Consider the following 25,755-nt stretch of genomic DNA (forward strand, 5'->3'; position numbering starts at 1 on the left):
CTGTCGATCGGGCTCATTATTTTTTTCCTTGGCGCCATACTAAGATGTAAGGACAATATTGACAATTCAATTTATATATTATAATATGAATACATGCTCATATGTTGTTAATATATTTATGAAAAGAGGCTGCCACTATGCATGTTCACAATCATTCGCACTCTCATGCTCATGACCATCACGGTCATCATCATAGCCATCATGATCACGCCAGAGAAGGCAATAAAAAAGGCTTGCTCATTGCGCTGATCATCACATCCAGCATTATGCTGCTGGAGTTTTTCGGAGGACTTATCACCAACAGTCTTGCTTTATTATCCGATTCCGGCCATATGCTAAGCGATGCAAGCTCATTGCTGCTTAGCTTAATCGCCTTCTGGTTTGCTGCCCGTCCAGCTTCACCAAACAAAACATACGGCTTTTACCGGTTTGAAATATTAGCCGCCTTGTTCAATGGAGTGACGCTGTTTATCATTGCCGGGTTCATTACATGGGAAGCCATTCAACGCTTTAGCGAACCGCCTGCTGTAGCAAGCGGCTCAATGATGCTGATCGCCTCTGTCGGATTGCTGGCCAATCTCGTCAGCGCCTGGGCATTAATGCGCAAAGGCGATGTCAAAAACAATGTTAATTTGCGCAGCGCCTATTTGCACGTGATCGGCGATGCTCTCGGTTCAGTAGGCGCTATTGCTGCCGGTCTCATTATGATGTTATTTGGCTGGTATGTTGCCGATCCGATTATTTCTGTACTTGTCGCCCTGTTGATTCTTAGAGGCGCGTGGGGCGTCATCAAGCATTCTGTCCATATTTTGATGGAGGGAACGCCTGTAACGGTAGACCAGCAGGAAGTAAAGAAAGCTCTAATGGCCATCCAAGGCGTAACAGATGTTCACGATCTTCACATTTGGACCATTACCTCCAATCTTGATTCTTTAACCGGACATATCGTTATCGACGAACAAACGGACAGCCAGGCTGTTCTTCAGGCAGCGATCCACATTATTGAGGGTCAGTTTAAAATCCGGCATACGACCTTGCAAATTGAATCCGCCCGCATTCATCATGAAACGTTGAAGGTTTGAAAAATGGTAAGCTCCCTGCCTACGCCTGGCAGGGAGCTTTTGTGTGTGCAACTTGACAATGGTTGTTTTTGATCCATGTACCAGTCTCTTGTTTATTCAGCTTCCAGCCATTGCCGCGGCGGCGCTTAACGTTTAACACTCTTTTGCTGTCGGTAAAAATACCGAGAATGCCGTACCTTTTCCCGCTTCGCTGCGCACTTCGATCCAGCCCTTGTGTACGACAATGTTTTGCTGCGCGATCGCCAGGCCAAGACCTGTACCGCCGTTCGGCCGAGTTCTTGAATGATCGGCCCTGTAAAACCGGTTGAATATTTGGGATAGATCTTCCTGTGGAATGCCGACTCCGTTATCCTCAATTGCAATCCGGACAACCTCATCCTGTCGGTCGGGACAGTACATCCGTTCCACATGAAGCTGTACTTCTCCCCCCTCGTTCGTATAATGAATCGCATTAATTAAAATATTGTAAAGTGCGTGAAGAATACGAGATTTCTCGACCGAGACCTCAATCACATCCTCTGAAGCATGCATGGATAAGCCGATATGCTTATCCTCCGCCAAAAACTGCGTTTTCTCGATCAGCCCGCTGACAATCTCGACTATATTTTCAGCCGTTGGGCGAAGCTCTGTGCCGCCGGCCTCCAGCTTGGATAGATCGAGCACGTCATGAACCAGCCGGGATAACCGCAACACTTCGTCGAGCAGAGACGACAGCTTTTCTGGGGAAAGCGGGACATCTCTTTCCTGAGCCAGCTCCATCTCGCCCTGTATAACCATGAGCGGGGTTTTCAATTCATGCGCAACATCAGATAATAGCTGCTTACGGGATTGTTCTGCGCTGGCGAGGCTATGATTCATCTCCTGAAGCGCTCTTGAGATCGCCCCGAACTCGTCCTTCCTGCGCACAGGGAAAAGCACGTTTGCATCTCCTTGCTTGATCCCATGGATTCCTGCAACAATTTTGCGTACCGGACGTGTCATCCTCCAGGATAACAGGAAGATGATGCCCAGAGCGGCAATAGCAGTCAGCAGTAAGGATACAAGAAGGGTATTCGGGAGAATGTTGTACCACATGTTTTTAAATTCATAGGTTTTGTACTGGCTGTCGTTCATAACAAAAAGGCGTCCGATCTTCTGATCTTGTTCATGCAACGAGATATGAAAACCATCGGCCTGCATGCTTTCGATGTCCAGCTGTCCTTGCCGGTACAATGCTTTGCCATCCACTACCATGGCGATCTCGGCAAAGCCGCGGCTATGTTCAAATTGTTCATCATGGACGCCTTCCCAGGAATCATTGTGATCTACATAATATTGCTCAAATTCCTCTTGCAGCAATTTAAAGGCGGCTTTGTCTTTATAAAAAGCAAGATCACGAACAATAAAAAACTGGATATGTGTGACAGCGAGCAGACTGAGCATGATGAATACGATCAGAACGCTCATCGACAGCATCAGCTTCGTTCTAATTTTCATACTTCGCTCCGAAGCGATATCCGAACCCGTAAACCGTCTGAATGTATACGGGTTGATCGATATTGTCCTCGATCTTCTTACGCAGCTTGCTAATGTGTGAATCCACCGTCCGTTCGTCAATGACGAATTCTTCTTCAAAAGCGTGCTGAAGCAGCTGCATTCGGCTGTATACCCGGCCAGGCTTCGCCGCCAGCATATGAAGGAGCTTGAATTCGGTCGGGGTTAGCCGCAGCTCCTGATCTCCTTTATATGCTTGCAAGCTCTCCTCGTAGATCGTCAAATCGCCTCGGCGGAGCACATTGCTCTGTACGCCGCTGTCACTTCTGTTCATTCTCCGCAATAAGGATCGGATACGAGCGGAAAGCTCTCTTAAGCTGAAAGGCTTTGTTAAGTAATCGTCCGCTCCCATCTCCAGGCCGACGATTTTGTCCGTTTCCTCCGTTTTGGCCGTTACCATAATAATTCCCGGCTCTCCGATTTGCCGGAAGTAACGGCACACATCCAGACCGTTCATTTGCGGCAGCATCCAATCCAGAATGACGATATCCGGCTTGTGCTCTTCAAATCGACTGACCGCGGTTTTCCCATCCTTGGCGGTAACAATATCGTAGCCCTCCGTCTGAAGGAAATCTTCCATCAACGACAATATTTTATCCTCATCTTCAACGATTAGAACTTTGATCCCCATTTTTGTCCCTCGCTCATTTTTCCGTTTTTTCGTGTTCCCGGTTTAACTACATTTTTATTATACAACAAATTGATTCGACGAAAGGAAGCATCACAACCTCTCAAAAAAGTCTCCATAAGTTCGCAACATTCTGGTGTTAGCATAGTTTTAAGTCCGTTACAAGAACGATATGGGAGGATTAGATCATGAGCTACAGATTGTCTTTGAAAAAGAAGCAATTGTTGATTACGATTCATGTCATTTCGATTATAAGTTGGTTCGGCGGCGTTTTTAGTATGTTTATGCTCGGGTTGTACATGCTGAACTCGGATAATGGAGAGCAGCTTTATTACACGCTTGAAAACATGCATTTGGTCGATGTCATCTTAAAGCTAAACAAATCCAAATCATAGCACGAAAGGGGTTGATGAATTGTTCCACATTTTTTCCAATATGATTTTGACATTTCTGATGGCGATTATATGGTCTATTGCCGGATTATTGGTTACGATGATTCCTTATGTGAAAAATAACCAGCGCCTAAGACTCTGGAGAATGATTCTGATGGGGGTCATCTACATCGCTCTCACAATCGTCGGGTTATGGGGGGCTCTACTTATTTTCAGTTATTTTCAAAGTGACTGGCTGCTCATTGAAGGGACCGTCAAGGGAATGGTTCCTGTTGCGCTTATCGGTTATATGCCAGTCGTTATATTCACATTGTCACGGGCAAGGCGTCTAGGCGAAGCAAATCAAGAACAATTGTCGACAGTGACGCTGGCCAAGGCAATGGACCCCCTGCTGGTTATTCCGGTCTATGCAGCTGCATTGGCTTCCGGCATAAATGCTTTCAGCAATGTTGTCGCGCAAGCAGTTATGCCGAGCTTATTTGAAATCGTGCAAAGACCTGTTCTGTTGCTGCTTATTCTGGTCGTGCCTGCTTTCTTCATCGTGAGAAGATATCTTGTGGTCTTACGGAGGGGGCTCATCCCGCATCAATTTTGGAAAAGGTTGATTAAGTTCGCTGTGATGACCGCTATAACGGCAATTGCTGCGGTCGTAGTCATTGTCGTTAATGTCTTGTGGGGAGCGGATTTATCCAAATTGCCCGAAGCCTCCGATATGATGAACCATCATCTGATTGATGAAGGAGGCGGAAGGCCTACGATGATGTCAGCCCATCAGATGCACGGTCATTCCAATCATTCCAATATGGCCCAAGTGGCTGCTTTGACGGGAGATATCTCCGATCCGGCGGATGTCACGTTCGAACTCGTCGCGCAGAGGCGGGAAATAACACTTGCTTCCGGCGCGAAGGTCGATGCCTGGACCTACAATGGAGAAATCGCCCCCGAGCTTCGCGTGCAATATGGAGATATGGTAGAAGTGAAGCTGATCAACAAGGATATCAACAAAGGCGTGACGATTCATTGGCATGGCTATAATGTGCCAAACGCGATGGACGGCGTGCCGGGAATGACCCAGAATGTCGTCAAACCGGGGCAATCTTTTACGTATAAATTTCGGGCGATGCAGGAAGGAACCTATTGGTTTCACTCTCATCAGCAAGCTGCAGAGCAAGTGAGGAAGGGGCTCTTCGGATCGTTAATTGTTGAGCCGAAAAGCGGCCGGATAGACGAGTACGATGAACAATTTACGATTATAAATCATAATTGGGAAACCGATCAAGGAAAGAAAATCGCATTCGGAACCGAGGATCAAATGCAATTCAAGCAAGTGGAGCCCGGAAAAATTGTAAACTTGAAAATTATCAACACGCATAACATCTCGCAAAAATACCTTCTGCAAGGCGTCGATTATCAAATTACAAGCATTGACGGCGTGCGGATTCATGATCCGGACCTATTGTCCGATGACACTGCATTCAGGCTCGCATCTGGTGGAAGATATGATATCGTCTTTAAGATGCCGGATCATCCCGTGAAATTCAAAATCGGAGACTACAGGGAATCTGCGAATCCTGGCATCGTCTTCTATGGTGATGATGATACGGGTTCCCTGCCGATGGACTCGAGCTTCAAAGCGGAATCCAACTTGTTCGATCCGACAAAATACGGGAAGCCAATCGTCAACGAATTAACGTCCGCAACCAGATTCGATCGGGAATTTACGATGATCCTTGGCAACAGGATGGGCTTTTATAACGGACAATTTAATTTTTTGTGGACGATTAATGGAGAAGTATACCCCAATATCCCAACCTTTGTTGTCCAGGAAGGCGACAGGGTCAAAACAACATTCGTGAATAGAAGTCTGACGGAGCATCCGATGCATCTTCACGGACATCATATGACGGTATTGAAGAAGAACGGCAAAAAAGTAAGGACGCCTTGGATGACCGACACGTTAAACGTCTATGCAGGTGAGACTTATGAGGTGGCATTTATCGCGGACAATCCCGGAATGTGGATGGATCACTGCCATAACTTGGACCATGCTGCGACAGGCATGATCTTGCACTTGATGTACGACAACGTAACCTCTTCTTATGAAGTAGGAACGAGATCGGGGAATTTGCCGGAATAATAATGAGTCGGGCGTTCCCCCTTCCTGCAAATTACATAGAGCAGCGACCTTATGGTCGCTGCTCTATGTAATTTGGCTACATCCCGCTCCCCAGCTGCTCCCGCACCTTTCGCACAGCCCGGAACTGCAGACTTTTCACATTTCCTTCCGTCATATACAAGCATTCTGCCGTTTCTTTAATGGTGAGATCCTGCAGCAAACGGCATTCCAGTACAGTTTTTTGCCGCACATGCAGATTGGCAAACATTTCCTTCATCTCATGCATAAATTCACGCTGCTCATAGCACTGCTCCGGACGTTCAGACGGATCTGGTATCGGCAGCGCATTGTCCAGCAAATGCAGGGGATGGCGGCTATCCTTACGGTACTTGTCGATGATAAGCCGCTTGGCAATCGTCTTCAGAAAGGCGATCTGGCAGGCGATCTCTTCGACCGCTCCCATTTGCGCCCGCAAGGCGCGGGCAAAGGTTTCCTGGGTCAAATCCTCCGCATCGAATGGACTGCGCACCCGCTTTTGCACATATTTATAAAGTTCTTGCCAACAGCTCTTGATTTGTTCGTTATCTATAGTCATGGAAGTGTTCCAATTCCTTTCTCTTCAAGCAGTCAAGCTTGTTCCCGCTTGCTTTCACTACAATCGAGTATAGAATTGAAACATAAAAACTACCTAAACCAATTCTTAAGATTCTCTGAAGTTTGCCGACATCTCCAAGAAAAATAGGGTTAGCTTGCCAAGCAGGCTTCGATCGCCGGAATACCAACCCTTTCTTTGAAAACTTCCTTTCCGGCTTAATCGGATATTTGGCGAACAGACCATACGACGCCGACATCGTCACCCAGATTAATTGGGATGGCCAACCCGTTAGCTTCATACCTTAACTCAAGCACGTCGCCCTCGTTTAATTGAACATCCCCCTCCAGTGAAACAGTTCCGCTGCCAAGTATCGTTCTCAGTGCAAGAACCAATGCAACGTTGACATCAATGATCGGCATGTAGCCGGAAATTAACTCTGTCGAAACCGGGGTCGTACGTTTCACGGTGAAATAAGGTTTTACTCCCGCCCCTAGCCCTGTAGTGACAGTATTTTCTGTTTTATAATTGATCGTTGCATTAATTGCATATCTACCAGTTGCTGGAACTGTATATATCCCTGTAGTTTCATTGAAGCCGTCACCTGTGAAATAAGGGGATGCAGTGCTCCAGCCGGTCAATACTGTCGAGCTTGAAACGTGTTGAGAGCTCAGATATGCCGAGAACCCTTGCTTGGCATAAGTTGGTCCTGCTGGCCCTGCTGGTCCTGCTGGCCCCTGCGCTCCCGCTGTACCGGGGTCGCCTTTCTCTCCCTTAGGCCCCGCTGACCCTGGATCGCCTTTCTCTCCTTTGGCCCCATCTTTTCCCGAAGCTCCAGTTTCGCCTTTCTCTCCCTTAGGCCCCGCTGATCCGGGATCGCCTTTATCTCCTTTGGCCCCATCTTTTCCCGAAGCTCCGGTTTCGCCTTTCTCTCCCTTAGGCCCCGCTGATCCGGGATCGCCTTTATCTCCTTTGGCCCCATCTTTTCCCGAAGCTCCGGTTTCGCCTTTCTCTCCCTTAGGCCCCGCTGATCCTGGATCGCCTTTGTCTCCCTTGTCCCCTTGTTTGTCTGGAGCGGCTGTACTATTCAGTTCAATATTGACCGTCTGATGCTCTTTGTTCCATACTGCTTTCGCCCCGTAAAATTCAGACAGCGAACGCAGTGGAACCATCAGGCGGTTGTTCATCGCTTGAAGGGGCGTGTTCAATACCACTTTCCTGCTGTCTTTGCCATGTACAATCGTTGCCGTGGATGCGTTTAATAAGAAGCGCACCTCCATCTCGCCTTTCGTCAGCGTCAACGTTCGCGATGTGGCGTCCCACCGATATTTCGCGCCAAATATATCAGCAGTGTCGCGTACCGGAACCAGAATAGCCCCGTTACTGATGACCGGCTGCACGCTACCGGACACCGATCGGCCGTCGACGCTTAGCGCAATACCAGAAGCCTGAACGACGGGCACCACGGTTAGCATCAACATCAGGGCGGTGAAACACAAGGTCTTCATCCATGCTTTCCCAGACGATAACAAAACAAATTCCTCCCCATAGTAAAAAATAGCTCTACAAACCATCGTGCTCGCCTTGGGTGAATTATTGCCGGTTTGGTTCTCATGCTGTCGATTAAGGTAAGCGATTGCATAAACGCGGGTATGTACAGATTGCTTTATTGTAGCATTGCAGCTCCAAAAAAAGAAGAGCGAGATCTTCATTCAATCCGCTGGCAACTTGCAGGCAATCGCTTATAATTAAACTGGGCTTGATCGTTTTCTAAATCAAACGTTAAAGCGAGGTTGTTCCAAATGGCAAATCCGATCTTTGAACGGCTGCTGCCCGCTCCTGTCGGCGGCGGCTATCGCGAAGAAGATGCTTTTATTTGGTGCGGTTCCTGCATTCGGGGTGAGGATGGGCGCTATCATCTGTTCGCTTCCCGCTGGAGCAAAGAGCTGGGCTTCGGGGTGAACTGGCTGTTCAATTGCGAGATTGTGCGGGCCTCCAGTTCGACGCCTGAAGGTCCTTACCGCTTTGAAGAGGTCGTGCTTGGCCGGCGCGAGCGGCATTATTTTGACGGTATGAATCAGCATAACCCGCATATCCGTTATTGGAACGGCACTTATTACCTCTATTATATGGGGACGACTTATGGCGGGCCAGTCCCGGGGCCAGGAGATCATGTGTCATCGGAACGGGGCACTGAAGTATGGAACAACAAGCGGATTGGGCTGGCCACCTCCCCTTCGATTGCCGGACCGTGGACGAGAATGGAGCAGCCACTGCTGGAGCCGCGGCGCGGCCGCTGGGATTGTACGGCAACGACCAATCCCAGCGTCGCCATTTTGGCCGACGGTACGACCTATATGATTTACAAATCGCGCGAATATGCCAGTTCAACCTTGCAGCTTGGCGTAGCTGTAGCCGACCACCCTGCCGGGCCTTTCCGCAGATTGTCCGATGATCCGATTCTGCAATTTTCCAATCCGGACTTGCATGTCGAAGATCCGTATCTGTGGCATGACGGCCAGCAGTTCCATCTGCTGATCAAGGATGATTTCAAAAACGACTCGTCCGGTTTGACGGGAGAATGGGGAGCCGGCGTTTACGCCACTAGCGCAGATTGCCTGCACTGGACGATCTGCCCTGAGCCGAAAGCCTACTCGCGAACCGTCGTCTGGAACGATGGCAGCGTCAAGGAAATGTGCAACCTCGAACGCCCCTTCCTGCTCATTGAAGACGGGGTGCCGACTCATCTGTTTGCCGCTACCGGAACCGGGGAGAAAGCCTGGCATTTTGATCATACGTGGAATATGGTCATCCCGCTCGCTCCGCCGGAACCGGCTGTACGCGACTAGCCGCCCTAGACAAAAACGAGCTCTAGGCTTACCGGTGCTAATAAATTAGCGTCTGCCGACAAGCCTAGAGCCTCGCTTTTTATTAATTGTCCAGCATATTCAGCATGTTCATGACAACCGTTACCGCTTCTGCGCGGGTTGTTTTGTCCTGCGGTGCGAACAGCTGACCGCCCTTGCCGCGAATAAGATTTGCCTCGGCTGCTGCTGCCACGGACGGCTTCGCCCATTTCGCGATCTGGTTCGCGTCTTTGAACGTCGGTTTGGTACTGGCATCAAGAGGAAGCTTGAGCGCTCGCACAATCATAGCTGTCATTTCTGCCCTGGAAATTTGCTGCTCGGCACCGAACGTTTGGTCGGCATAGCCGGTAATGATCCCCAGCTTCGCTCCGGCTGCGACATAACCCGCTGCCCAGGCTGGGATCGGATCGGTGAATACAGCTTCAGCATCTTCCGCTTTCCATTGCAGCGCACGGCCAAGCATAGCTGCAAACTCTGCGCGGGTAACAAGGCCGTTCGGACGGAAGGTTTCCTCGCCAAAGCCTTTAACGATTCCGCGCGCAGCCGCTTCAGCAATGGCGTTCCTTGCCCAATGGTTAACCGTGTCCTTAAATTCTGTTTGGGCTGCTTCGGCAGGCTCAGCAGCAAAGATGGCAAACACCCCACCGCGGGTCGCCTGTACTGTAATCGTCCTTCCAGCCGTTTGGCCTTCCAGCTTCACCCACTCCTGCTTCGACTTGTCGAAGAAATAAACTGCTGCCCCTTCATATCCTTGTTTGTCTGGATCAATCATCAACTCAACTGTAACCGGCTTGGCAAAGTCATCTGCCGGCTCTTTGACGATTTCGAATACAGGACTGGCAAGGAGCAGTCCAGATGTGGCATTGCTGCCCGGATTATCGATGATCGTTGCCGTAACGGTCACCGGTTTTGCGGATGCTCCTTCAGGAATGCGAAGCACCAGCTGACTTCCCAGCTTTAATTCTCCCCCTTGATTCGCTTCGAATCGTTCGGATTGCTGCTGCAGTTTGCTGCCGTCGACAACTTGTACTGATACAGCTGCTGTAAAGCGATCATATTTAGCCGTTATGGTCGCCGAGCCAATTGAACGCCCGGTAATATTGCCGTCAGCGTCCACAGACACAATATCCTGATGAGACGAAGTAAATTCAGCTTTCGCTGTCAGCTGCTCCAAGCTGCCGTTCTCGTACAAAGCACGTACAGTGAGCTTGCGGGCGTCTCCAAGCTTGATGCGAGACGGTGCCGCATCGAGCTGGATTCCTTTCATGCTTGGCAGTGCTGCAGGAGGGATCCATCCGCTTCCGCCATCGCCGCCGCTAGCTACCGAAGCGCTCAATGCGAAAAGTCTGCCTTCTCCCGGCGCAAAGTCGGCCGTTAACATTCCGCTTCCTGCATTATAAGTTGTTGCTACTTCGAGCCCGGTCGTTTTGGAAACTTCCGTGACCGCAGACGGTGTGTTCGACAAAGTGAATTGGGCCGTGTGCGCATTTTCCAAATCCTTGTTGACGATCATGACGAATTCTCTTCCGTCCTCGTTCTCGAACCGCGATACGATCATCGGCATCTCGGGCTGACCGGCCGCAGGCTGCCAGAAATAATTCGCGGGCAGCGCTGTCGCGAACGGCGGCACGCCGCCGGTATGGTACACATCCTTGGACGTTAGTGACAGAAGCGTAGACCCAAGCTTCAACACTTCTCCATTCACCGACTTAGCGTAGTCATATGTATCGTTTTTCGTTCCGTCAGGCAGGATAAGGCCATTATCAAAGAAGCTAGGCGTGTAATAGGTAAAGTAAACATACCCCTTCGCTCCATAAGCTAACGTAGAATAAATTTGATATTTTAATTGGCTTTCACTTGGTTTGACCATACCCAAGTAATCATCAGAATAGGACTGAATATATGCCCATAAATCGGTTCCGTTTAATAAAGACTGTTTACGGAAATATTCAAGCGACTGATAGTATGCCTTCTCAAGAAATCCGGTGGATGTATACGGATAGATATCAAAAGAAATCATATCCGGATCCGTCGCCAACCAGCCGTTGACGTAGTTTTCATAACCGCCGTTGACGGGATCGTTCGTGCCGCTGTAGTAGTGCTGACAATCGTCGCAAACGCCGTATAAATTCGTGTACACCATATGGTTTGGGTCGATCGCCTTAATTTTGGCGGAAACCGCTTTCAACTTTGGAAAAATATCTCCGAACGGCTCATCTACGAGGTTGTAGCCAAGAAGCGCAGGATGATCCTTATAAGTATTCACATAATGCTCAATATAATCCTCTGTCATATCAGTGGTTGGAGAAAATGCGCCCCAGTTGCCGCCGCCGGATCGTGGCAGAGTCATTTGAAAATAGAGATCGTTGCTTTGCGATACGCCATTTACATAGGCTTGTCCACCCGCATAGTTGTCTGCTGCGCTTGTTTTAAACGGACCCAGATCTGTTGTGCTGTTAGTCGTTAATTCAACATAATAGGAAGTACTCGCACTCATAAATGCACCAAGAATCGTAAACTCTGGATAATCGGTTGTAACAGGACCGCTTAAAACAGAAGAGCTGATTAAGCTTGTTTTGGCTGGGCTATCATAAATGCTAGCCGTAACCGTAGTCCCTGCTGGCCATGATCCGCTCTTTTTGAACGAAAGCTTCCATAGCCCCATGTCCGGGTCGCTAATCGGCGGCGACGTAAAGGTTTGACCGATCGGTCGATCATTGCGAAGATATACCCCCGTGCCGGTATCATCACTTTGCGATATCCATTCCGAGCGAAACCAGCGAATACCAGTATCGGTAACAAGCATTTTTAAATCATTTTCAGCTGCCCTGTCTAAAGCCCACATCGTAGTAGCAGGTGTCGTATTCAAGTTGCTTGTTACGATAAAGTTGGCATTCATCGCTCTAATGTCAGCGAAGGAAGTATTCGAAACATCTGACGGAGGCGGTTCAAAGAATATACCGATCGGAAACTCTCCCGAAACTGTTGGAGTAGGATTAGAACTTGCGTCTGCATCTGGAAGGACCACACCTCCTATTGCGACTATGAAAACGAGAATGCTTAGCATTACTTTCTTTGCCATTATCGATTCACCTCATCCAAATTATTGGCGTATCTATTAAAATACACTTGCTATATCCCTTTAATCCCCCCTCTCAATATGAAAGCTCCACTGCAATACATCTAATTTTTCGATTGCCATGCAGTGGAGTCAGCGATTTGAAGTTTATGCAGGAGTAATGAAACAGGCACTAATCACCTAGAGCGTATAGCTTGCCATCCCCTGGCGCAAAGCTTACAGATAGTGTTCCTGCAGTCGCATCGTATGTTGTTGCAATCTCTCCTCCTGTTTGCTTGCATACTTCTTTCACAGCCTGCAAATGGCCAGAAAGCTGAAATGTCAATTGCTGCGAATGCTCGAAATCCCGGTTTATGACCATGACATACTTTTTCCCCGCTTCATTCTCGAATAACGAGATGATCATCGAAGCACTCGAATCCTTCTCAGATAGCTGCCAGAAGAAATCGGACGGCAAACGTTTTGTAAATGGAGGTATATGTCCCGTATGATAGACTTCTACAGAAGTAAGCGACAATAGCACAGAACCTATTTTTAATATTTCGCCATTAATGGCTTTTGCATAGTCATAGGTTTTATTTTTCGAGCCGTCCTCTAAAATAAGGGCATCGTGCATAAGCTTTATTTCCGGCTCATCCCCTGTCGGGTTGCAATAAGTCCAGTAAACATAGCCCTTTGCTCCATAAGCTAGAGTGGAAAAAATCTGAAATCGCATCTGGGCTTCCGTCGGCTCCAAAATAAAGAAATAATCATACGCAATGCTCTGAATATAGGCCCAGAAATCGATGTGATGAGCCAAGCTTCTCTCCCTATAATATTCCAATGAGAGATAGTAGAAATGCTCATCGAACCCTTCCTTCTTAAAAGGATAGTAGTCGAAAGAAATCATGTCCGGATTCGTATCCAGCCAATGGCTAACATAATCCTCATAGCCCATAGGCGGCGTTCCTTCCAAGGAGAAGTAGCCTTTTCCTTCATCATTCAAAGGGTAGTGATTGACATAAATGAGTCTGTCTGGGTCTAGCTCTTTGATCTTGTCGGAAGTTTCCTTCATCATCGGATATAATTCAGCAAAAGGCTCGTCAATCAAGTTGTAGCCCAGCACGGCGGGATGGGATTTATAATGCGCGACGAGTGTCTCAATGTAAGCGTCGGACGGTCTTCCCGTCGGGGAAAAAGCGGATATCGTGCCGCCGCGTGACGTTTTTAACGTTATTTGAAAGTAAAGATCGTCAGGCATGGGGGCGCCGTTGACATAAGCTTGACCGCCTTCGTAACGATCCATCGCGCTCGTGCAGAACGGGCCAAGTGCCGTTTCGCTATCTGTCGTCAACTCCAAATAATACGTCGCGTTGGCTGCCACGGAATAATGCGGCGTCTCGGGCGCAACTGGCATTGCATTCAGCCTGAACTCGGGATAACGGCTGGCGATCGGCCCGTTCAGCGTCATAGCTGCAATGCGCGTGCCCTTGTCCGGACTGTCGTAGACGTTCAGCGTAACGGACGCACCAGCCGGCCACTCGCCGTTTTGCTTGAAGGAAATGACGGCAAGGCTTAAATCGTCTACATCCGGTGTCGTAAACGTCTGGCCGATGGAGCCATCATTATGCAGATACACCCCTTCCCCGTCGTCTGCGTTCTGAGACAGCCATTCCGATTGAATCCAGCGGATGCCCGTATCGGTGACGAGTATTTTCAAATTGTTCGTTAGCGCCTTCTCCAACGCCCAATCCGTCGTTGCCGGCGTCGTCAGCTGCTGGGCGACGACAAAATTTGCATTCATCGCCCTGATCTCCGCATAAGTGTCATCGGACGTCCTGTCCGGCGCCGGCTCGACAAATATGCCGATCGGAAATTCTCCGGAAACGGCAGGCGTCGGGTTGTTATTTTTACGTTTTCCCATTGGTTTGCACCTCATATCTTCATTCAAATGATGTTCGGCTACTCGAGCACGAAGCCTTTGAAATCTACGCTTGACGATAGGTTTGCACAGCTGCGCCTCCTAAAACTCGATTTCGACGATTACCATGCCGCGTCCGGGTACGTACAAGCTGAACTCTGAACCTTTTGGAAATATCGGGATGCCCGGAAATTCGGTCAAAACTTTAATGTTCACGATGGAGCGGCCGAGATCCAGATGTGCCGACTTGTAGTTGATGTGCAAGTTTCGGATCAGCAGCCGCCAGCGGCCGGACTGGATTTCCAGCGCGGTAGCGCGAATGTACGGCGCGTTGCTTACCGCTCGTGGCGCGCCTGCGCAATCGGTGAGCGACTGAACACAGCGATCCAAAAACGCCGTGGGAACGTCGCGGTAAAATAACGGCTCCAGCCAGCTCTTGATGTCGTTCAGTGCGGACAGATCGTCCTGTTCTTCGTACGTGCGGCGGCGATCCGCCTCGTCCCCGGCGAACGCTTCGATCAATGCGCCGCTCTCATCGCGGACAACGCCAAATAGCCCATTCCGTTCGCATTCGACCGCCAAACCGCAGCGAGTCAGCGCCTGCGCCAGCCGCTCCGTCATCGTGCCGAGAAGCACGGACGGTCCGTTCCTATAAGCCAGAACGCGCTCCAAGTCCTCGTCGCCGAGCAAATGCAAATCCGTCACGCATATCGCGCCGTTCGTCTGCCGCAGCTCGCTTACGTTCACGACGGCGTACAGCGGCGCGCCCCGTTCGATCAACTCCGCAAGCCATTTATGCGCGCTCCAGCTCCGGGTCGCGGGATAAGCTTCCAGCGAACGCTGCAGTGCTTCGTCCGACCATACAAAACTCGCGCCGATAACCCGCTCCGGCGCACCGTCGAAGCCCAGATCCCAGCGCCGCAAAATTTTGGCCCAGCTCATCTTCTCGATTCCGTCGCCCAGGCAGGCGACAAACCCCGAAGCGCAGCGCTGCAGCCCTGCCCGATCCTGCAAATAAACGTTGGAGAAGGCGTAAATATCCCTTTCCACAATGGTCGGCACGTGGTTAATCCCGTCCCACTGCTCGTTCGTATCCTGGATCGCGTTTAGACAGATGAACTTCATGTCGGGCACATAGGCTTTAATCGCCATTATCATCGCCATAAATTCGGAGCCGGGCTCGGCGTATTCCGTTTCTCCCGCTCCCGCCGAAAGGGATGCGGCGACCGATTCGATGACGAAGCCATCGACACCTGACGCGGCCAACAGCCGGTAATCAACGCCGTAACGATACAACGCTTCGAACGGATCTCTCGTCCACACCGAATTCAGAACGGCTTTTTTCCCTTCCTTGCGAAGCGCCGGCATGATTTTCTGCCAAAACTCCCCCCAACGGACGGCATAAAATCGTATCCACGCCATCCGCTTGTGCGTCCAAATCCAATCGGCGCGTTTCTCCAATGCAAGCGGATCGCCGTCGCACGCCGCCTGCAAACCAACCGCCAGTTCCACGCCGCTTATCCGAACGAACTGCTCGACCATGTCGTCCGAGTAATCGGCCTCGGCCAGACTAAGACGAGGGCTCGTATAGCCGTCGGCGCCATGATAGCCATCGAAACCGTAATCCCGCATGACGGTCATCAGATCGCGGACAAATACATCCTCGTAGTACGTCCCGTCCTTGAACCGCTTCAGCGGATTAATGACCGGGAATGCTTCGCCCGTCTTCCTCATTTCATACAGCTCGGGATGCGCCGCGCACCATTCGCTCGCTTTTGCCAGTCCCTTGTCCTGATATAGGAACAAATTAAAAAAGCTGCAATAGACATTGACACCATGCTTCTGCAATTCCTTGACCAAGCCGCGCAGCTGGTAGTTCGTCCACTGCTGCCGATCGTGCAGCTTGCCATAGGGACGCGCGGCATAAGAACACATCTCGATCGGCAGTGCGTATTCCTGTTCCATTCCTTTGTGAGCATGTACGAAATCCGGCGTAAAGAAGAGCAGGGAAATTCCGTCCGGAACGGTGCCGACCGTGTCCAAATAAGCGGCAACGCCGAAGTCGCTTTCTGTATTATCGAACCCGATTAATTCAATCCACACCCATTTTTCATAACTTGAAGCAGTCATCCCGATTCTCCTCCATTAACCTCATTAGCCTTTTACGCTGCCGAGCACGATCCCTTTAACGAAATATTTCTGCAAAAACGGATAAACGATCAAAATCGGAAGGGCGCCCAAGAAGATTTGCGCCGCCCGCGTCGTACGCTCCGAAATTTCCAACGCTCCGCTTAAGTTGTTGATGTCCATTTTCATCGGATTGCTGTTAATGACCATCAGCTGCAAGTAGGTGGACAACGGATATTTGTCGGGGAAATTCATGTAAATCAACCCGTCGAACCATGCATTCCAGTGGCCGACCAATGTAAACAAAGAGATCGTGGCAAGAACGGGCATCGACATGGGCACATGCATTTTTGCGAGTACGACCCAATGACCCGCGCCGTCCATGAAAGCCGATTCTTCGATTTCCTTGGGCAAGCCGCGAAAGAAGTTGAGCAGCAAAATGACATTGAAAACGCCGACCGCTCCCGGAATGATCAAAGCCCAGAGCGAGTCCAACAGTCCCGTTTCACTGACCGCGATATAGGTTGGAATGAGACCGCCGCTGAACAGAATAGTAAATACGAAAAACCAGGCATAATACGTGCGCATTCTGAAATCCTTCACTTCTTTGGACAGCGGATACGCGCACAGAAGCGCCAATACCATATTGAGAACGTATCCAATCGCTACCCGCTGCATCGTAATAACGAAAGAGCTGATAAACTCTTTTTTTTGCAAAATATACTGATAAGAATCCAGGCTGAAATCGACCGGCAGCAGCTTTACCAGCCCCGCGGATGCCGCGGGACTGGAGCTGAACGAGATGGCCAGCACCTGGAGCAAGGGCAGCAGGCAGAGCAGCGAAATTAGAATGAGGAATGTGTAGTTGAAGGAAACGAAAATTTTTCGGCTCACGGATGCATAACGCACGGCAGCTCGACTCCTTTCTTAAAACGTGACCGGCTCATTCCATGCCGCACTTGTCAGAAAATGCGATAGTTGGCAAAACGATAGGCCAAAATATACGACACGGAAATGAGGACCAAGGAAACGACCGATTTAAACAAACCGATTGCCGTCGCAACGCCGAACTGAGCGTCCACAAGGCCGATTCGATAAATGAGCGTATCCAATATATCTCCACTTTCATATACGGACGGGCTGTACAGGTTAAAAATCTGATCGAAGCCCGCATTCAGAACGCTTCCCAAGCTTAACGTCGCCAGCAAGATAATGATCGGCACCATGCCCGGCAGCGTAATATGCCAAGCCTGCCTCATATGCCCCGCGCCGTCCATGATCGCCGCCTCGTACAAAGCAGGATTAATGCTCGTAATCGCAGCCAGATAGACGATCGTACTAAACCCGAATTCCTTCCACACATCGGAGGTAATGATCACGGTAGGAAACCATTGATTGCTTCCCAGGAAAAAGATCGGATTCAAACCGAACGATTGGAGCACTTGATTGACGAACCCTTCCGACGGAGACAAAATATCGACCAATATCGCGCCGAGAATGACCCAGGATAAAAAATGGGGCAAATAAATGAGCGTTTGAACGCCTCGCTTAATGAACTTGCACTTCATTTCATTGAGCAGCAAAGCGATTGCGATCGGGACGATTTGCCCGGCGATAATTTTCATCGTCGCGATGTAGAACGTGTTCCAAAGCACCTGCCAAAAATCAGGCATCTGCATCACGTAACGGAAATTATCCAGTCCCACCCATTTGGAGCCAAAAAGCCCTTGCACAGGGATGAACTTCTGGAATGCGAAGATGATGCCGACCATCGGAAAGTAGCTGTAAATCAGGGTGACGATTATGCCGGGAACGAGCATCACATGCAACGGAATTTCGCGTTTCAGTTTGGCGTTGTTAATCATTCCGAATATCCGATCATGCCGATGTACGCCAGATTAGGCTGAGCGACGTCCATCCGCCCGTACTGAACGATTACGTCGATCCGGCTTCTGAACCGCAAGGAATATTGAACCTGCGGCGCCAGCACGATGCCGCCGATTTCCTCGGGATGATCCATCCGGAAGCACTTCACTCTGCGAGCTGGGACGAAAATCCCGATACCGATATCCGGCTCCCGGTCTTCATAGTAAATGTCCATTGCGATATGCGCGTCTTCGTCGTGGCAATTAAGGATTATGATCGCTTCGTGACCTTCCAGATTTTCATGATCTACTTTCCCTTTATAAGGCAAATATCCGTCGATGATGTACCAATTTTTCGCGCCTTGTTTTTCCATAGTCGTCCTCCGTTAATCTACCGATATGATTCTTCTTTCTTTCCAAGTACCGCTTAGCTGACGAACGAGCTTGGACATCGATTCATAACCGGTTTCGGTTACGAGCAAGCTTTCTTCGATCCGGTTTGAACCGTGCGGATGCCCGAACAGACTGATGTCCGTATTAACCGTCATCCCCGCTTCGAACAGCGCTTCGGCGTGCTCGTCCGGATACGGCGATTCGGCCTCCGCCAGTCCGCATCCGTGCATGGGCGGATACAAGTCGTACTCCGTCACGTTCTTGTCTTTGAAGTACGCTTTCACCGCACGAACAACCTCGCTCTGCCTGGCGCCCGCTTTGATATGGGATAAAGCAATGTCCTCCGCTTCTACGAGCAGATCGATAAAAGCCTTTTGCTCCTCGCTAATTTCGCCTGCGACGAACGGAAAATTCAATGTCGCCACATATCCTTCGACCTGTACCGCAATGGCGGCCATGATCAGATCTCCGTCCTCGATCACTTTCCTCGACGCTCTCCCGATGATCGTATTCACTCTTTCACCGCTAGTTAGCAGACAGAACGGGATGCTTTCCGCGCCCTGCCTCGTGCATTCCCCGTAGGCAAGCGACGCCAGCTCAAGTTCGGTCATGCCCGGCTTAACTTGCCGGATCATCAGCTTATACCCTTCGTCGGCAATTCTCGCCGCTTCTTGCAAACAGGCGACTTCATGCGCCGACTTGCTCATTCGCAGCTTGAACAGCAGGTCTCCCGCGTCCGCGATATCGACGCCCGCGAAGCTTTGCTCGATCTTCATCATCAACGGCGCGGGCATCGCGTCTATGCCGGCAACGCCTATTTTTTTGAGGGGTTCGCCGCTTTCCAACCCTACGCGGATTTCATCCAAGCTTGTATATTGCGCAAGCGGATATTCGATTTCATCCGGCACGGTGACGCAGTTGAACTCGGGAAGAAGCCGCACGTCCGGCCATGCGCTCATTTCGCGGCAGAACATCTCACCCTCCGGCGCGGCAATGATGAACGGTTCGCCGGTTAAAGGAACCATGACGGCTCCCCTCTCGAATAAAGGCCAGTAATTCCCGATATAGCGCAAGTTCTCCTTGCGGTATTCATCGCCGTAAATCAAACAAGCTTGCATCCCCTGCTCATCCATTAGCGCTCTCAACTTTTCGACTCTGTCGACAAACTCTTTTTTTGGAATGTTGACCACGGAAGCATCCCTCCATTAAAATATGAATTTTCGTATTTTCATAAAGTCGGCAACCATGGACAGTTCTTCCGCCAGATCCCCATAGCCGATAATGCAGTGGTGGGCGAAGCCTTCCTTGATCAGTTCCTTAAGAAACTGCTTGATCGGTGGCTTGAGCCGGACGACGGCCGTAATTTCTTCGCAAGGGATATTATCCGGAATATGCAGCGCTTCGCCTTTCACAATAAGCATCTTGTAGCCTTCGGCGTCGATAATGAGATGGCCGATCGTCACGACACCGGGTTTCAACGTGTATTCAAAGCCAAAGCCGGCGCCCTGCAGTCCCCATTGCTCAGGCGATCGATTTACCTTTACCGTATTGCGATCCGTTGCATATTCGGGATTCGCATAACCGTGATGAACCATTAAAATCGCATTGCGTTCTTCATCGAATTCTCCCCATTCGGCAAAGGTAGGAACTTTACCGGTCAGCAGCTTCATCAAAGTCATTATAATTAAGCCATGAACATCACCCTCGGTATTCACGACATATTTTCCTTCCTCATGCAACATCGTGTTAGCCAAATAAGGAGTCGTTCCCGTCTTCTGCTCCACATAATGCTGACCAAGCAGAGTAAGCGCATCCAGTCTGAATCGCTTTAAAGTATTACTTAAAGCTACATGCAGTTTGGATGATTTGTAGATGTCATCCTCACCCAGTCCAATGATATTAAATCGGCGTTTTGTCTCTTCCATTATGGCTTCGACTTCTTCATTGGCCGCCTTGTTGAACTGTTCGATCAGGTGATCCACCTGAATGGCAATAAGATTAGGACCTAGCGTTCCTTTAATCATCGTCTTGTCATATTCAAAGTCGTACATCCCTCTAAACACATGTCCAACCACGCCGATATTCGTGTTTCGCAGCGACATATATGCTTTATATGCACGAATGTATTTCGTCATTTCTTCATAAGCGTCTCGATCGTCTATAGAGCCTACCACTACTTTCAGATCGCTGTACCAGCCCATCTTTTTAAACGTAGCCGCCAACTGCAAATTAGCGATTAGAGCGGAATTTCTCAGAATATTCTCATATTCCGTATCAAGATGAATTTTATTATCGTTTTGAGTATTGAAAAGCATGACCGGAGCATTCCTAACGTGCTCTAACGTCTGGATAGCCATATAATCGGGACAGTACGTTCCTGCTACGTAAATGATAAGATCGACCTGGTTCTCAGCTAGCTGTACGCCTGCTTCTTCGGCAGCGTCCAATGTATCAATGATGCCCGACCATACGATTTCTTCCTGCTCCATATGGCTGCAAAGGTTGTTGTATACCCGTGTCATGTCCGCCGTTACGTTCGTCTTGAAGCTTTCCGAAAACATTCTCCAATATTCGAAAAAAGCTACCGTTACGAGCCCGATTCTTAGCGGCCTGCGCTCTACTTTGGCTGATAATAAATCACCGAACACATTGCCTTTTGCCGTCTCAAACGATTCTATATAGGTTGTCATTTCACCTGATCCTTTCAGTTATTGCCAATATTATGATTGTTGTTGCTTCTTCGTAATAGCTTTGACAAGCCTTGCGGCATTATGATGAATTATATTTCGGATATCATCATCGCCGATTCCGGAAAATAATACGCTGCCAAGCATGTAGTTCGGATCGTACCAAGGAAAATCGGTTCCATATAAAACCTTCTCTGACGATGCCTCGCGAACCATTTTACCGATCATTCCGTTTAGACGTCCCGTATCGCAAAGCTCCAAATAAACATTCGGAAGTTTCTTAGCCAGCTCAATTGCATACTCAGTCTCTCCAGGAGCTGAATGGCCAAGCAAAAAAGTGATATTTTCATATTGTTCGGATAGCTTTTCAATCATCTGCGGAGGGTTGTAGCAGCTGTAGCCCCAAGTATGGGACAGCAGCAGCAAACCTCGCTCATTGGCAAATTCATAAATTCTCTTGTACTTCTCTCCGTTTAACGGATATTTATGATAATCCGGCAAAAATTTAAAACCAACGTAGCCATTGACGGTATCGAATTCAGCCAAATCTCTATCCAATTGATGATTATAATGCGGATTTACTACGTAATAGCCATAAATCTTGTCGGGATAACGCTTCATGGCTTCGCGAATTTCCATATTCCCACCCAACGGATCGAATAAAGCGCTATGTGGTGCAGATATAATCCACTCTACATTTTCCCTGTCCATCGTTTGAAGCATGCTTTCCAAGGAAGCTTCCGGCAAATACGTGCCATAGAAAGGTCCCATATGCGTATGCATATCCAGAATCGATATGCTGGACAACCGTCCGGTATCTACAAACTCCTTGGCAAGCAGTGAATGATTGGTCATGCGTGCCAGACTCATATCGCCACCTCCCCTAGCAATCTTTCGATGTTTTTGTGCGCTATATTCGCTATATGATCACTGCCTATGCCGGATCCAAGCAGGGCAGCAAGAGGTCCTCCAATGCCATTGCTCGGGAAATCAGATCCGAAAAGCAATCTTTCCGAGCCAAACTTATGGCAAATTTCACGAATTTCCCCCGCTGTCTGCATATCTCCCGTTTCGATATAGAAGTTTTTATAAGCTTGCAGTAATGGAAAGGTGAACCTGGCGTGGCTCCACAATCCATAGTTGTGCAAAATAACCGTCAAGTTCGGAAACTCACGAAGCACGGTGTATAGGCTCTGCCAGCCTTCACTTGGAGAAAGATACAAAGGAATACGTGCTGCCGACATTTCCTCCAGAATCTCGCCCATTACGACCCGGTTAAGAAAATAACGATTTCGTTCTGGATAAGCTCTCAGCATCTTTACGTTATTGGTTTTCATAGCTGGAAACAGCTCTATTGGCGCATACTGCTTCTCCGTAATCGGCGGCAAAATGGTCCAAGTCGGAATTAGACGATCCGGAGCTTTGGCAGCCTCGGCAATGACAGCCCGATTGCCGTAATCCGGATCTACATCCGCCATCGTGTTGTGGCTGACTACAGCGCTGTGTATGCCGCAAAAATCAAGTTCAGCCAACAGCGCTTCGGCATCCGGCGCCTGCTTTACCTTTTCCCTGACCAGAAAATTTTCGTGATTGACCACTTCGTAATTTATCGTTTTATAGCCAATGGCACAGCTGGAATCGATTATTTTCATACCATACCTCTCAATCTCAGTCTTTGCCGTCGTCCAAGAACGCCGCCGGATTTTTAACCATTAATGCATCGATCTGTTCCGTCGTTATCCCCTCATCCAGCATCATCGGAACAATATTGGTAATTATGTGATCGTAGCCCCAGCCGCCGTAATGATGAATGCATGTCTTCAAGCAGACATCGTTGGAAAGTAATATTTTCGAACCATATCCGCAGCTTATTAGCTCCTTGACTGCGCGTACTCTTTCAATATCTCTGGCAAACAACCCTTTTAGCACGCTTCTATGCCTCTTGTCGGCGTAGAACTCTTTCCCGAAATTATCAAATTCCACGTAAGCTCCTTGATCAAGCAGCTTTTTAATGTAATCCAGGTCAATATCTACATCAATATGATTAATGCATATTTTTTCCACTGATGCCCCATGCTCCTTAAGCAGCCTAATGACCTCGCTGCCTTGCTGCGCCCACAGATCGGTATGCACATGAACGCCCAGCCCTGTTTCCTGCTGAACGACTGCTGCGGCGATAAGCGCCTTCCGCTCATTTGGATATATGATTTCGCTTGTGCCGATCTCGCCGATGACACCTGCTTTAATATCCGTCCCGTCGATTCCGCTATTGATTTCCCTCAGAATTTCTTCGGTGATATCATCTACCGATTTGTCGTCCATGTCGGGCGGATGGGATGGGCGGATATAATAACCGCAGCCTGCGATAATGTAAATGTCCAGAGCTCTGGACAATCGGGCCAGCAGAACGGGATCTCTGCCGATATCCCTCAGCGTCAGATCGACGAACGTCTTTCCGCCGGCTTTCTTGAACTCGTGAAGCTCCCACTCCATGACTTGCTCTTCATCCAGTACGGCGTTATCCAGCACCGCGTAAGGATTTCTGTGCAGCTTGCCCAGATTGGTCAAGCTTACCTTCTCTTGTGCCAGCACTTTGCCGGAAATCGTCTGCGGCGCCGGCACCAAATTTCTAAGGTCGATAAAAGCATGCTCGTGCGGCAGCACCAGGCCCAGACTGTCCGCACACACCTTCCCAGTTACTGTCATAACGGACATTCCATTCACTTCCTCATGATCGGATGAACTTCAGGGAAGGCCGACGACGCGGGGGCAACCTGCCTCGCCGGCTTTTCCGTTCATCTAGCTTTTTATTTGCTTGCTTTCCACTTCGCCACTTCCGCGGTAATCTGGTCGCCGCCGAGCTTTTTCCAATTCGCGACGAACTCGTCGAAAGCATCGATGGAAACTTCCCCCATAATGATTTTCGTGAACGTCTCCAGTTCCATCTTGTCAAGCGTCGTTCCTTTTTCTACCATCGTTTCCGTAGGGCCGGCAATGTATTTCGTCATTAGCAGCCCGTTATTTTTGTTGTAGTTATAGAGAAGTTCTTGCGCTCCGTATATCGTGGCATAGGTCCAACCGTCGATATTCCCTTCCCGCCATTGATGAATGCTGTCCCAGAATATTTTCTGGCCCGGCGCCTTCGGATCCAGGAGCGATTCATCGTTCGCCTCCAGCGCCCGTGAAACGTGGTCGTACATGTCCAGATTTTGCGTCGGGTTAGAGCCTTGTACAAGCGCATATACCCACTTCGCGATATCGCCGTCTTGATTGATCGCGGTAAGTGGATACTTCGTGCGATCCCAATCGTGACCAAATGCATTCAACATTTTGATTATAGCTTCAGGATGCGCCATTCCTTTTTTCACGGCGTAATATTTGCCTATTGGGAATACCAGTTGCGGCTTGGCTTGTTTATCGTCGATCGATGGAAGCGGATAGGCTTTCCATTCCATCTCGGGATCTAATTTCTTGCCTTCCAGGAAATAAACATTGCCGTACATAACGCCGAAGAATAATCCCAACTTGCCCGAATTGCCGAGCTGGATCAGCTTTTCAATGTCTTTAACGCCAAACTCGCGATCGATCAATCCCGTTTTGTACATTTCCTGAAGCTTGGCCAGCGCGGTTTTCATCTCCGGTTGAATGCTGCCGTATACATATTCGCCGGATGCATTTTCTACCCATATTTTCGGGTACGCATGATAGCCGTTAAACAAACCGGTCAGTCCGAATACCGGGTCGTATAAGAGTTTATCCAGACCAAGTCCGTAAGTGTCGTCCTTCTTGTTGCCGTCCGGATCCTGCTTGACGAACGCTTCCGCGATTTTGAATACGTCTTCCATCGTCTTCGGTTCGGGCAAATTCAATTTCTTCAGCCAATCCGTGCGGACCCACAGCAGCGGGGCGTTGTCAACTGCTCCGGGGTTTACGGGAATTCCTAGCAGCTTGCCGCCGAACGTAGCGGATTCCAGCCCCAGCCCGCCGTCCTTCGTTAACAATTCTTTCGTTATCGGCGTTCCGTAGTTTTCCAGCGCTTCGGTCAGATCTTCGAGCTGATCCGCTTCGACCAACTGGTTAAACTGCGTAGCGTCGACCGGCATAATGTCAGGCAGCTTGCCGGAAGCCATTGCGACATTGAATTTTTGGTTATATTGTGACGGATCGGCGACCCACAAATATTTCAGTTTGATGCCGAACTCATCTTCGTACAGCTTGTTCCAGGCGTTATTGTCGATAGAATCTCCTTCTGCAAACTTCGTTGTTGAATCCAGCTCTCTTACGGCTGTCACTTCGATCGGCGGGTCGATTTTGCCCATCGGATCGTAACTGGCTGCCGGCTCATCCGGCGTATTGCTTGCTTCTCCGCTGCTTGTCGCAGTGCCGGACGTTTGTCCTTCTTTCCCCTCATTGTTCTTGGAACAGGCCGAAACAGTAACCATTGCGATTGCCAATACGGATAACAAAATCAATTTTGCGGCCTTGCCTTTCATA

20 protein-coding genes are annotated in these 25,755 nt (G+C 49.3%); 4 read left to right on the top strand and 16 right to left on the bottom strand.

The features are described 5' to 3' along the window. Positions 1-137 precede the first annotated feature (137 nt). Positions 138-1,082: a cation diffusion facilitator family transporter gene (locus ACFQ0N_RS22655; RefSeq protein WP_379330487.1), complete on the top strand. Its 945-nt coding sequence runs from the start codon at positions 138-140 to the stop codon at positions 1,080-1,082. 132 nt (positions 1,083-1,214) lie between these two features. On the opposite strand, the gene ACFQ0N_RS22660 is transcribed toward ACFQ0N_RS22655, so the two are convergent. Further along, positions 1,215-2,558 (bottom strand): sensor histidine kinase, encoded by a 1,344-nt coding sequence (locus ACFQ0N_RS22660; RefSeq protein WP_379330489.1) that lies wholly within the window; start codon positions 2,556-2,558, stop codon positions 1,215-1,217. Beyond that, entirely contained in the window at positions 2,548-3,246 is a 699-nt protein-coding gene (locus tag ACFQ0N_RS22665; protein WP_379330491.1) for a response regulator, read from the bottom strand. Before ACFQ0N_RS22665 ends, ACFQ0N_RS22660 begins: the two co-directional genes overlap by 11 nt. A 185-nt stretch (positions 3,247-3,431) precedes the next feature. Between ACFQ0N_RS22665 and ACFQ0N_RS22670 the strand changes: the two genes are divergently transcribed. Both ACFQ0N_RS22670 and ACFQ0N_RS22675 read left to right on the top strand, forming a co-directional pair. Beyond that, positions 3,432-3,638, top strand: a complete 207-nt coding sequence (locus ACFQ0N_RS22670; RefSeq protein ID WP_379330493.1) for a hypothetical protein — start codon at positions 3,432-3,434, stop codon at positions 3,636-3,638. Between the two features lie 19 nt (positions 3,639-3,657). Beyond that, the gene (locus ACFQ0N_RS22675) at positions 3,658-5,772 is read left to right on the top strand and encodes a multicopper oxidase family protein (protein WP_379330495.1); all 2,115 of its coding nucleotides are present in this window, start codon (positions 3,658-3,660) and stop codon (positions 5,770-5,772) included. A gap of 76 nt (positions 5,773-5,848) precedes the next feature. Here ACFQ0N_RS22675 and ACFQ0N_RS22680 read toward each other — a convergent pair whose 3' ends face one another. Continuing rightward, entirely contained in the window at positions 5,849-6,346 is a 498-nt protein-coding gene (locus ACFQ0N_RS22680) for an RNA polymerase sigma factor (protein ID WP_379330497.1), read from the bottom strand. Positions 6,347-6,561: 215 nt separating this feature from the next. Beyond that, complete coding sequence (locus tag ACFQ0N_RS22685; RefSeq protein ID WP_379330499.1) at positions 6,562-7,851, bottom strand: stalk domain-containing protein; 1,290 nt, start codon at positions 7,849-7,851, stop codon at positions 6,562-6,564. Between the two features lie 294 nt (positions 7,852-8,145). Between ACFQ0N_RS22685 and ACFQ0N_RS22690 the strand changes: the two genes are divergently transcribed. Continuing rightward, the gene (locus ACFQ0N_RS22690) at positions 8,146-9,192 is read left to right on the top strand and encodes a glycoside hydrolase family protein (RefSeq protein WP_379330501.1); all 1,047 of its coding nucleotides are present in this window, start codon (positions 8,146-8,148) and stop codon (positions 9,190-9,192) included. An 82-nt stretch (positions 9,193-9,274) separates the two neighbouring features. Here the strand turns inward: ACFQ0N_RS22690 and ACFQ0N_RS22695 are convergent, their stop codons facing one another. The 12 genes from ACFQ0N_RS22695 to ACFQ0N_RS22750 form a co-directional block, all read right to left on the bottom strand. Beyond that, a complete protein-coding gene (locus tag ACFQ0N_RS22695) occupies positions 9,275-12,292 on the bottom strand; it encodes an S-layer homology domain-containing protein (protein ID WP_379330503.1) in 3,018 nt (1,005 codons plus the stop codon). Between the two features lie 169 nt (positions 12,293-12,461). Beyond that, the gene (locus tag ACFQ0N_RS22700) at positions 12,462-14,192 is read right to left on the bottom strand and encodes a hypothetical protein (protein ID WP_379330505.1); all 1,731 of its coding nucleotides are present in this window, start codon (positions 14,190-14,192) and stop codon (positions 12,462-12,464) included. Between the two features lie 99 nt (positions 14,193-14,291). After that, positions 14,292-16,319, bottom strand: coding sequence for a hypothetical protein (locus tag ACFQ0N_RS22705; RefSeq protein WP_379330507.1), 2,028 nt, complete (start codon positions 16,317-16,319; stop codon positions 14,292-14,294). A 24-nt stretch (positions 16,320-16,343) separates the two neighbouring features. Then, on the bottom strand, positions 16,344-17,225 hold the full coding sequence (locus ACFQ0N_RS22710) for a carbohydrate ABC transporter permease (RefSeq protein ID WP_379330509.1): 882 nt from the start codon (positions 17,223-17,225) through the stop codon (positions 16,344-16,346). Positions 17,226-17,278: 53 nt separating this feature from the next. Further along, complete coding sequence (locus ACFQ0N_RS22715) at positions 17,279-18,181, bottom strand: ABC transporter permease (RefSeq protein ID WP_379330511.1); 903 nt, start codon at positions 18,179-18,181, stop codon at positions 17,279-17,281. Next, entirely contained in the window at positions 18,178-18,555 is a 378-nt protein-coding gene (locus tag ACFQ0N_RS22720; protein WP_379330513.1) for a sensory rhodopsin transducer, read from the bottom strand. The genes ACFQ0N_RS22715 and ACFQ0N_RS22720 overlap by 4 nt, the downstream gene beginning before the upstream one ends. A gap of 12 nt (positions 18,556-18,567) precedes the next feature. Next, positions 18,568-19,764, bottom strand: a complete 1,197-nt coding sequence (locus ACFQ0N_RS22725; protein WP_379330515.1) for a M24 family metallopeptidase — start codon at positions 19,762-19,764, stop codon at positions 18,568-18,570. A gap of 15 nt (positions 19,765-19,779) precedes the next feature. Beyond that, the gene (locus ACFQ0N_RS22730; protein WP_379330517.1) at positions 19,780-21,264 is read right to left on the bottom strand and encodes a hypothetical protein; all 1,485 of its coding nucleotides are present in this window, start codon (positions 21,262-21,264) and stop codon (positions 19,780-19,782) included. 30 nt (positions 21,265-21,294) lie between these two features. After that, a complete protein-coding gene (locus tag ACFQ0N_RS22735; protein ID WP_379330519.1) occupies positions 21,295-22,131 on the bottom strand; it encodes an amidohydrolase family protein in 837 nt (278 codons plus the stop codon). Continuing rightward, entirely contained in the window at positions 22,128-22,913 is a 786-nt protein-coding gene (locus ACFQ0N_RS22740) for an amidohydrolase family protein (RefSeq protein ID WP_379330521.1), read from the bottom strand. The genes ACFQ0N_RS22735 and ACFQ0N_RS22740 overlap by 4 nt, the downstream gene beginning before the upstream one ends. Before the next feature lie 16 nt (positions 22,914-22,929). Next, on the bottom strand, positions 22,930-23,976 hold the full coding sequence (locus ACFQ0N_RS22745) for a phosphotriesterase family protein (protein ID WP_379330523.1): 1,047 nt from the start codon (positions 23,974-23,976) through the stop codon (positions 22,930-22,932). Between the two features lie 92 nt (positions 23,977-24,068). Continuing rightward, complete coding sequence (locus ACFQ0N_RS22750; RefSeq protein ID WP_379330525.1) at positions 24,069-25,754, bottom strand: extracellular solute-binding protein; 1,686 nt, start codon at positions 25,752-25,754, stop codon at positions 24,069-24,071. Between the last annotated feature and the right edge of the window lies 1 nt (position 25,755).

It is taken from the genome of Paenibacillus sp. GCM10027626 (assembly GCF_042676285.1).
GTDB lineage: Bacteria > Bacillota > Bacilli > Paenibacillales > Paenibacillaceae > Paenibacillus_Z.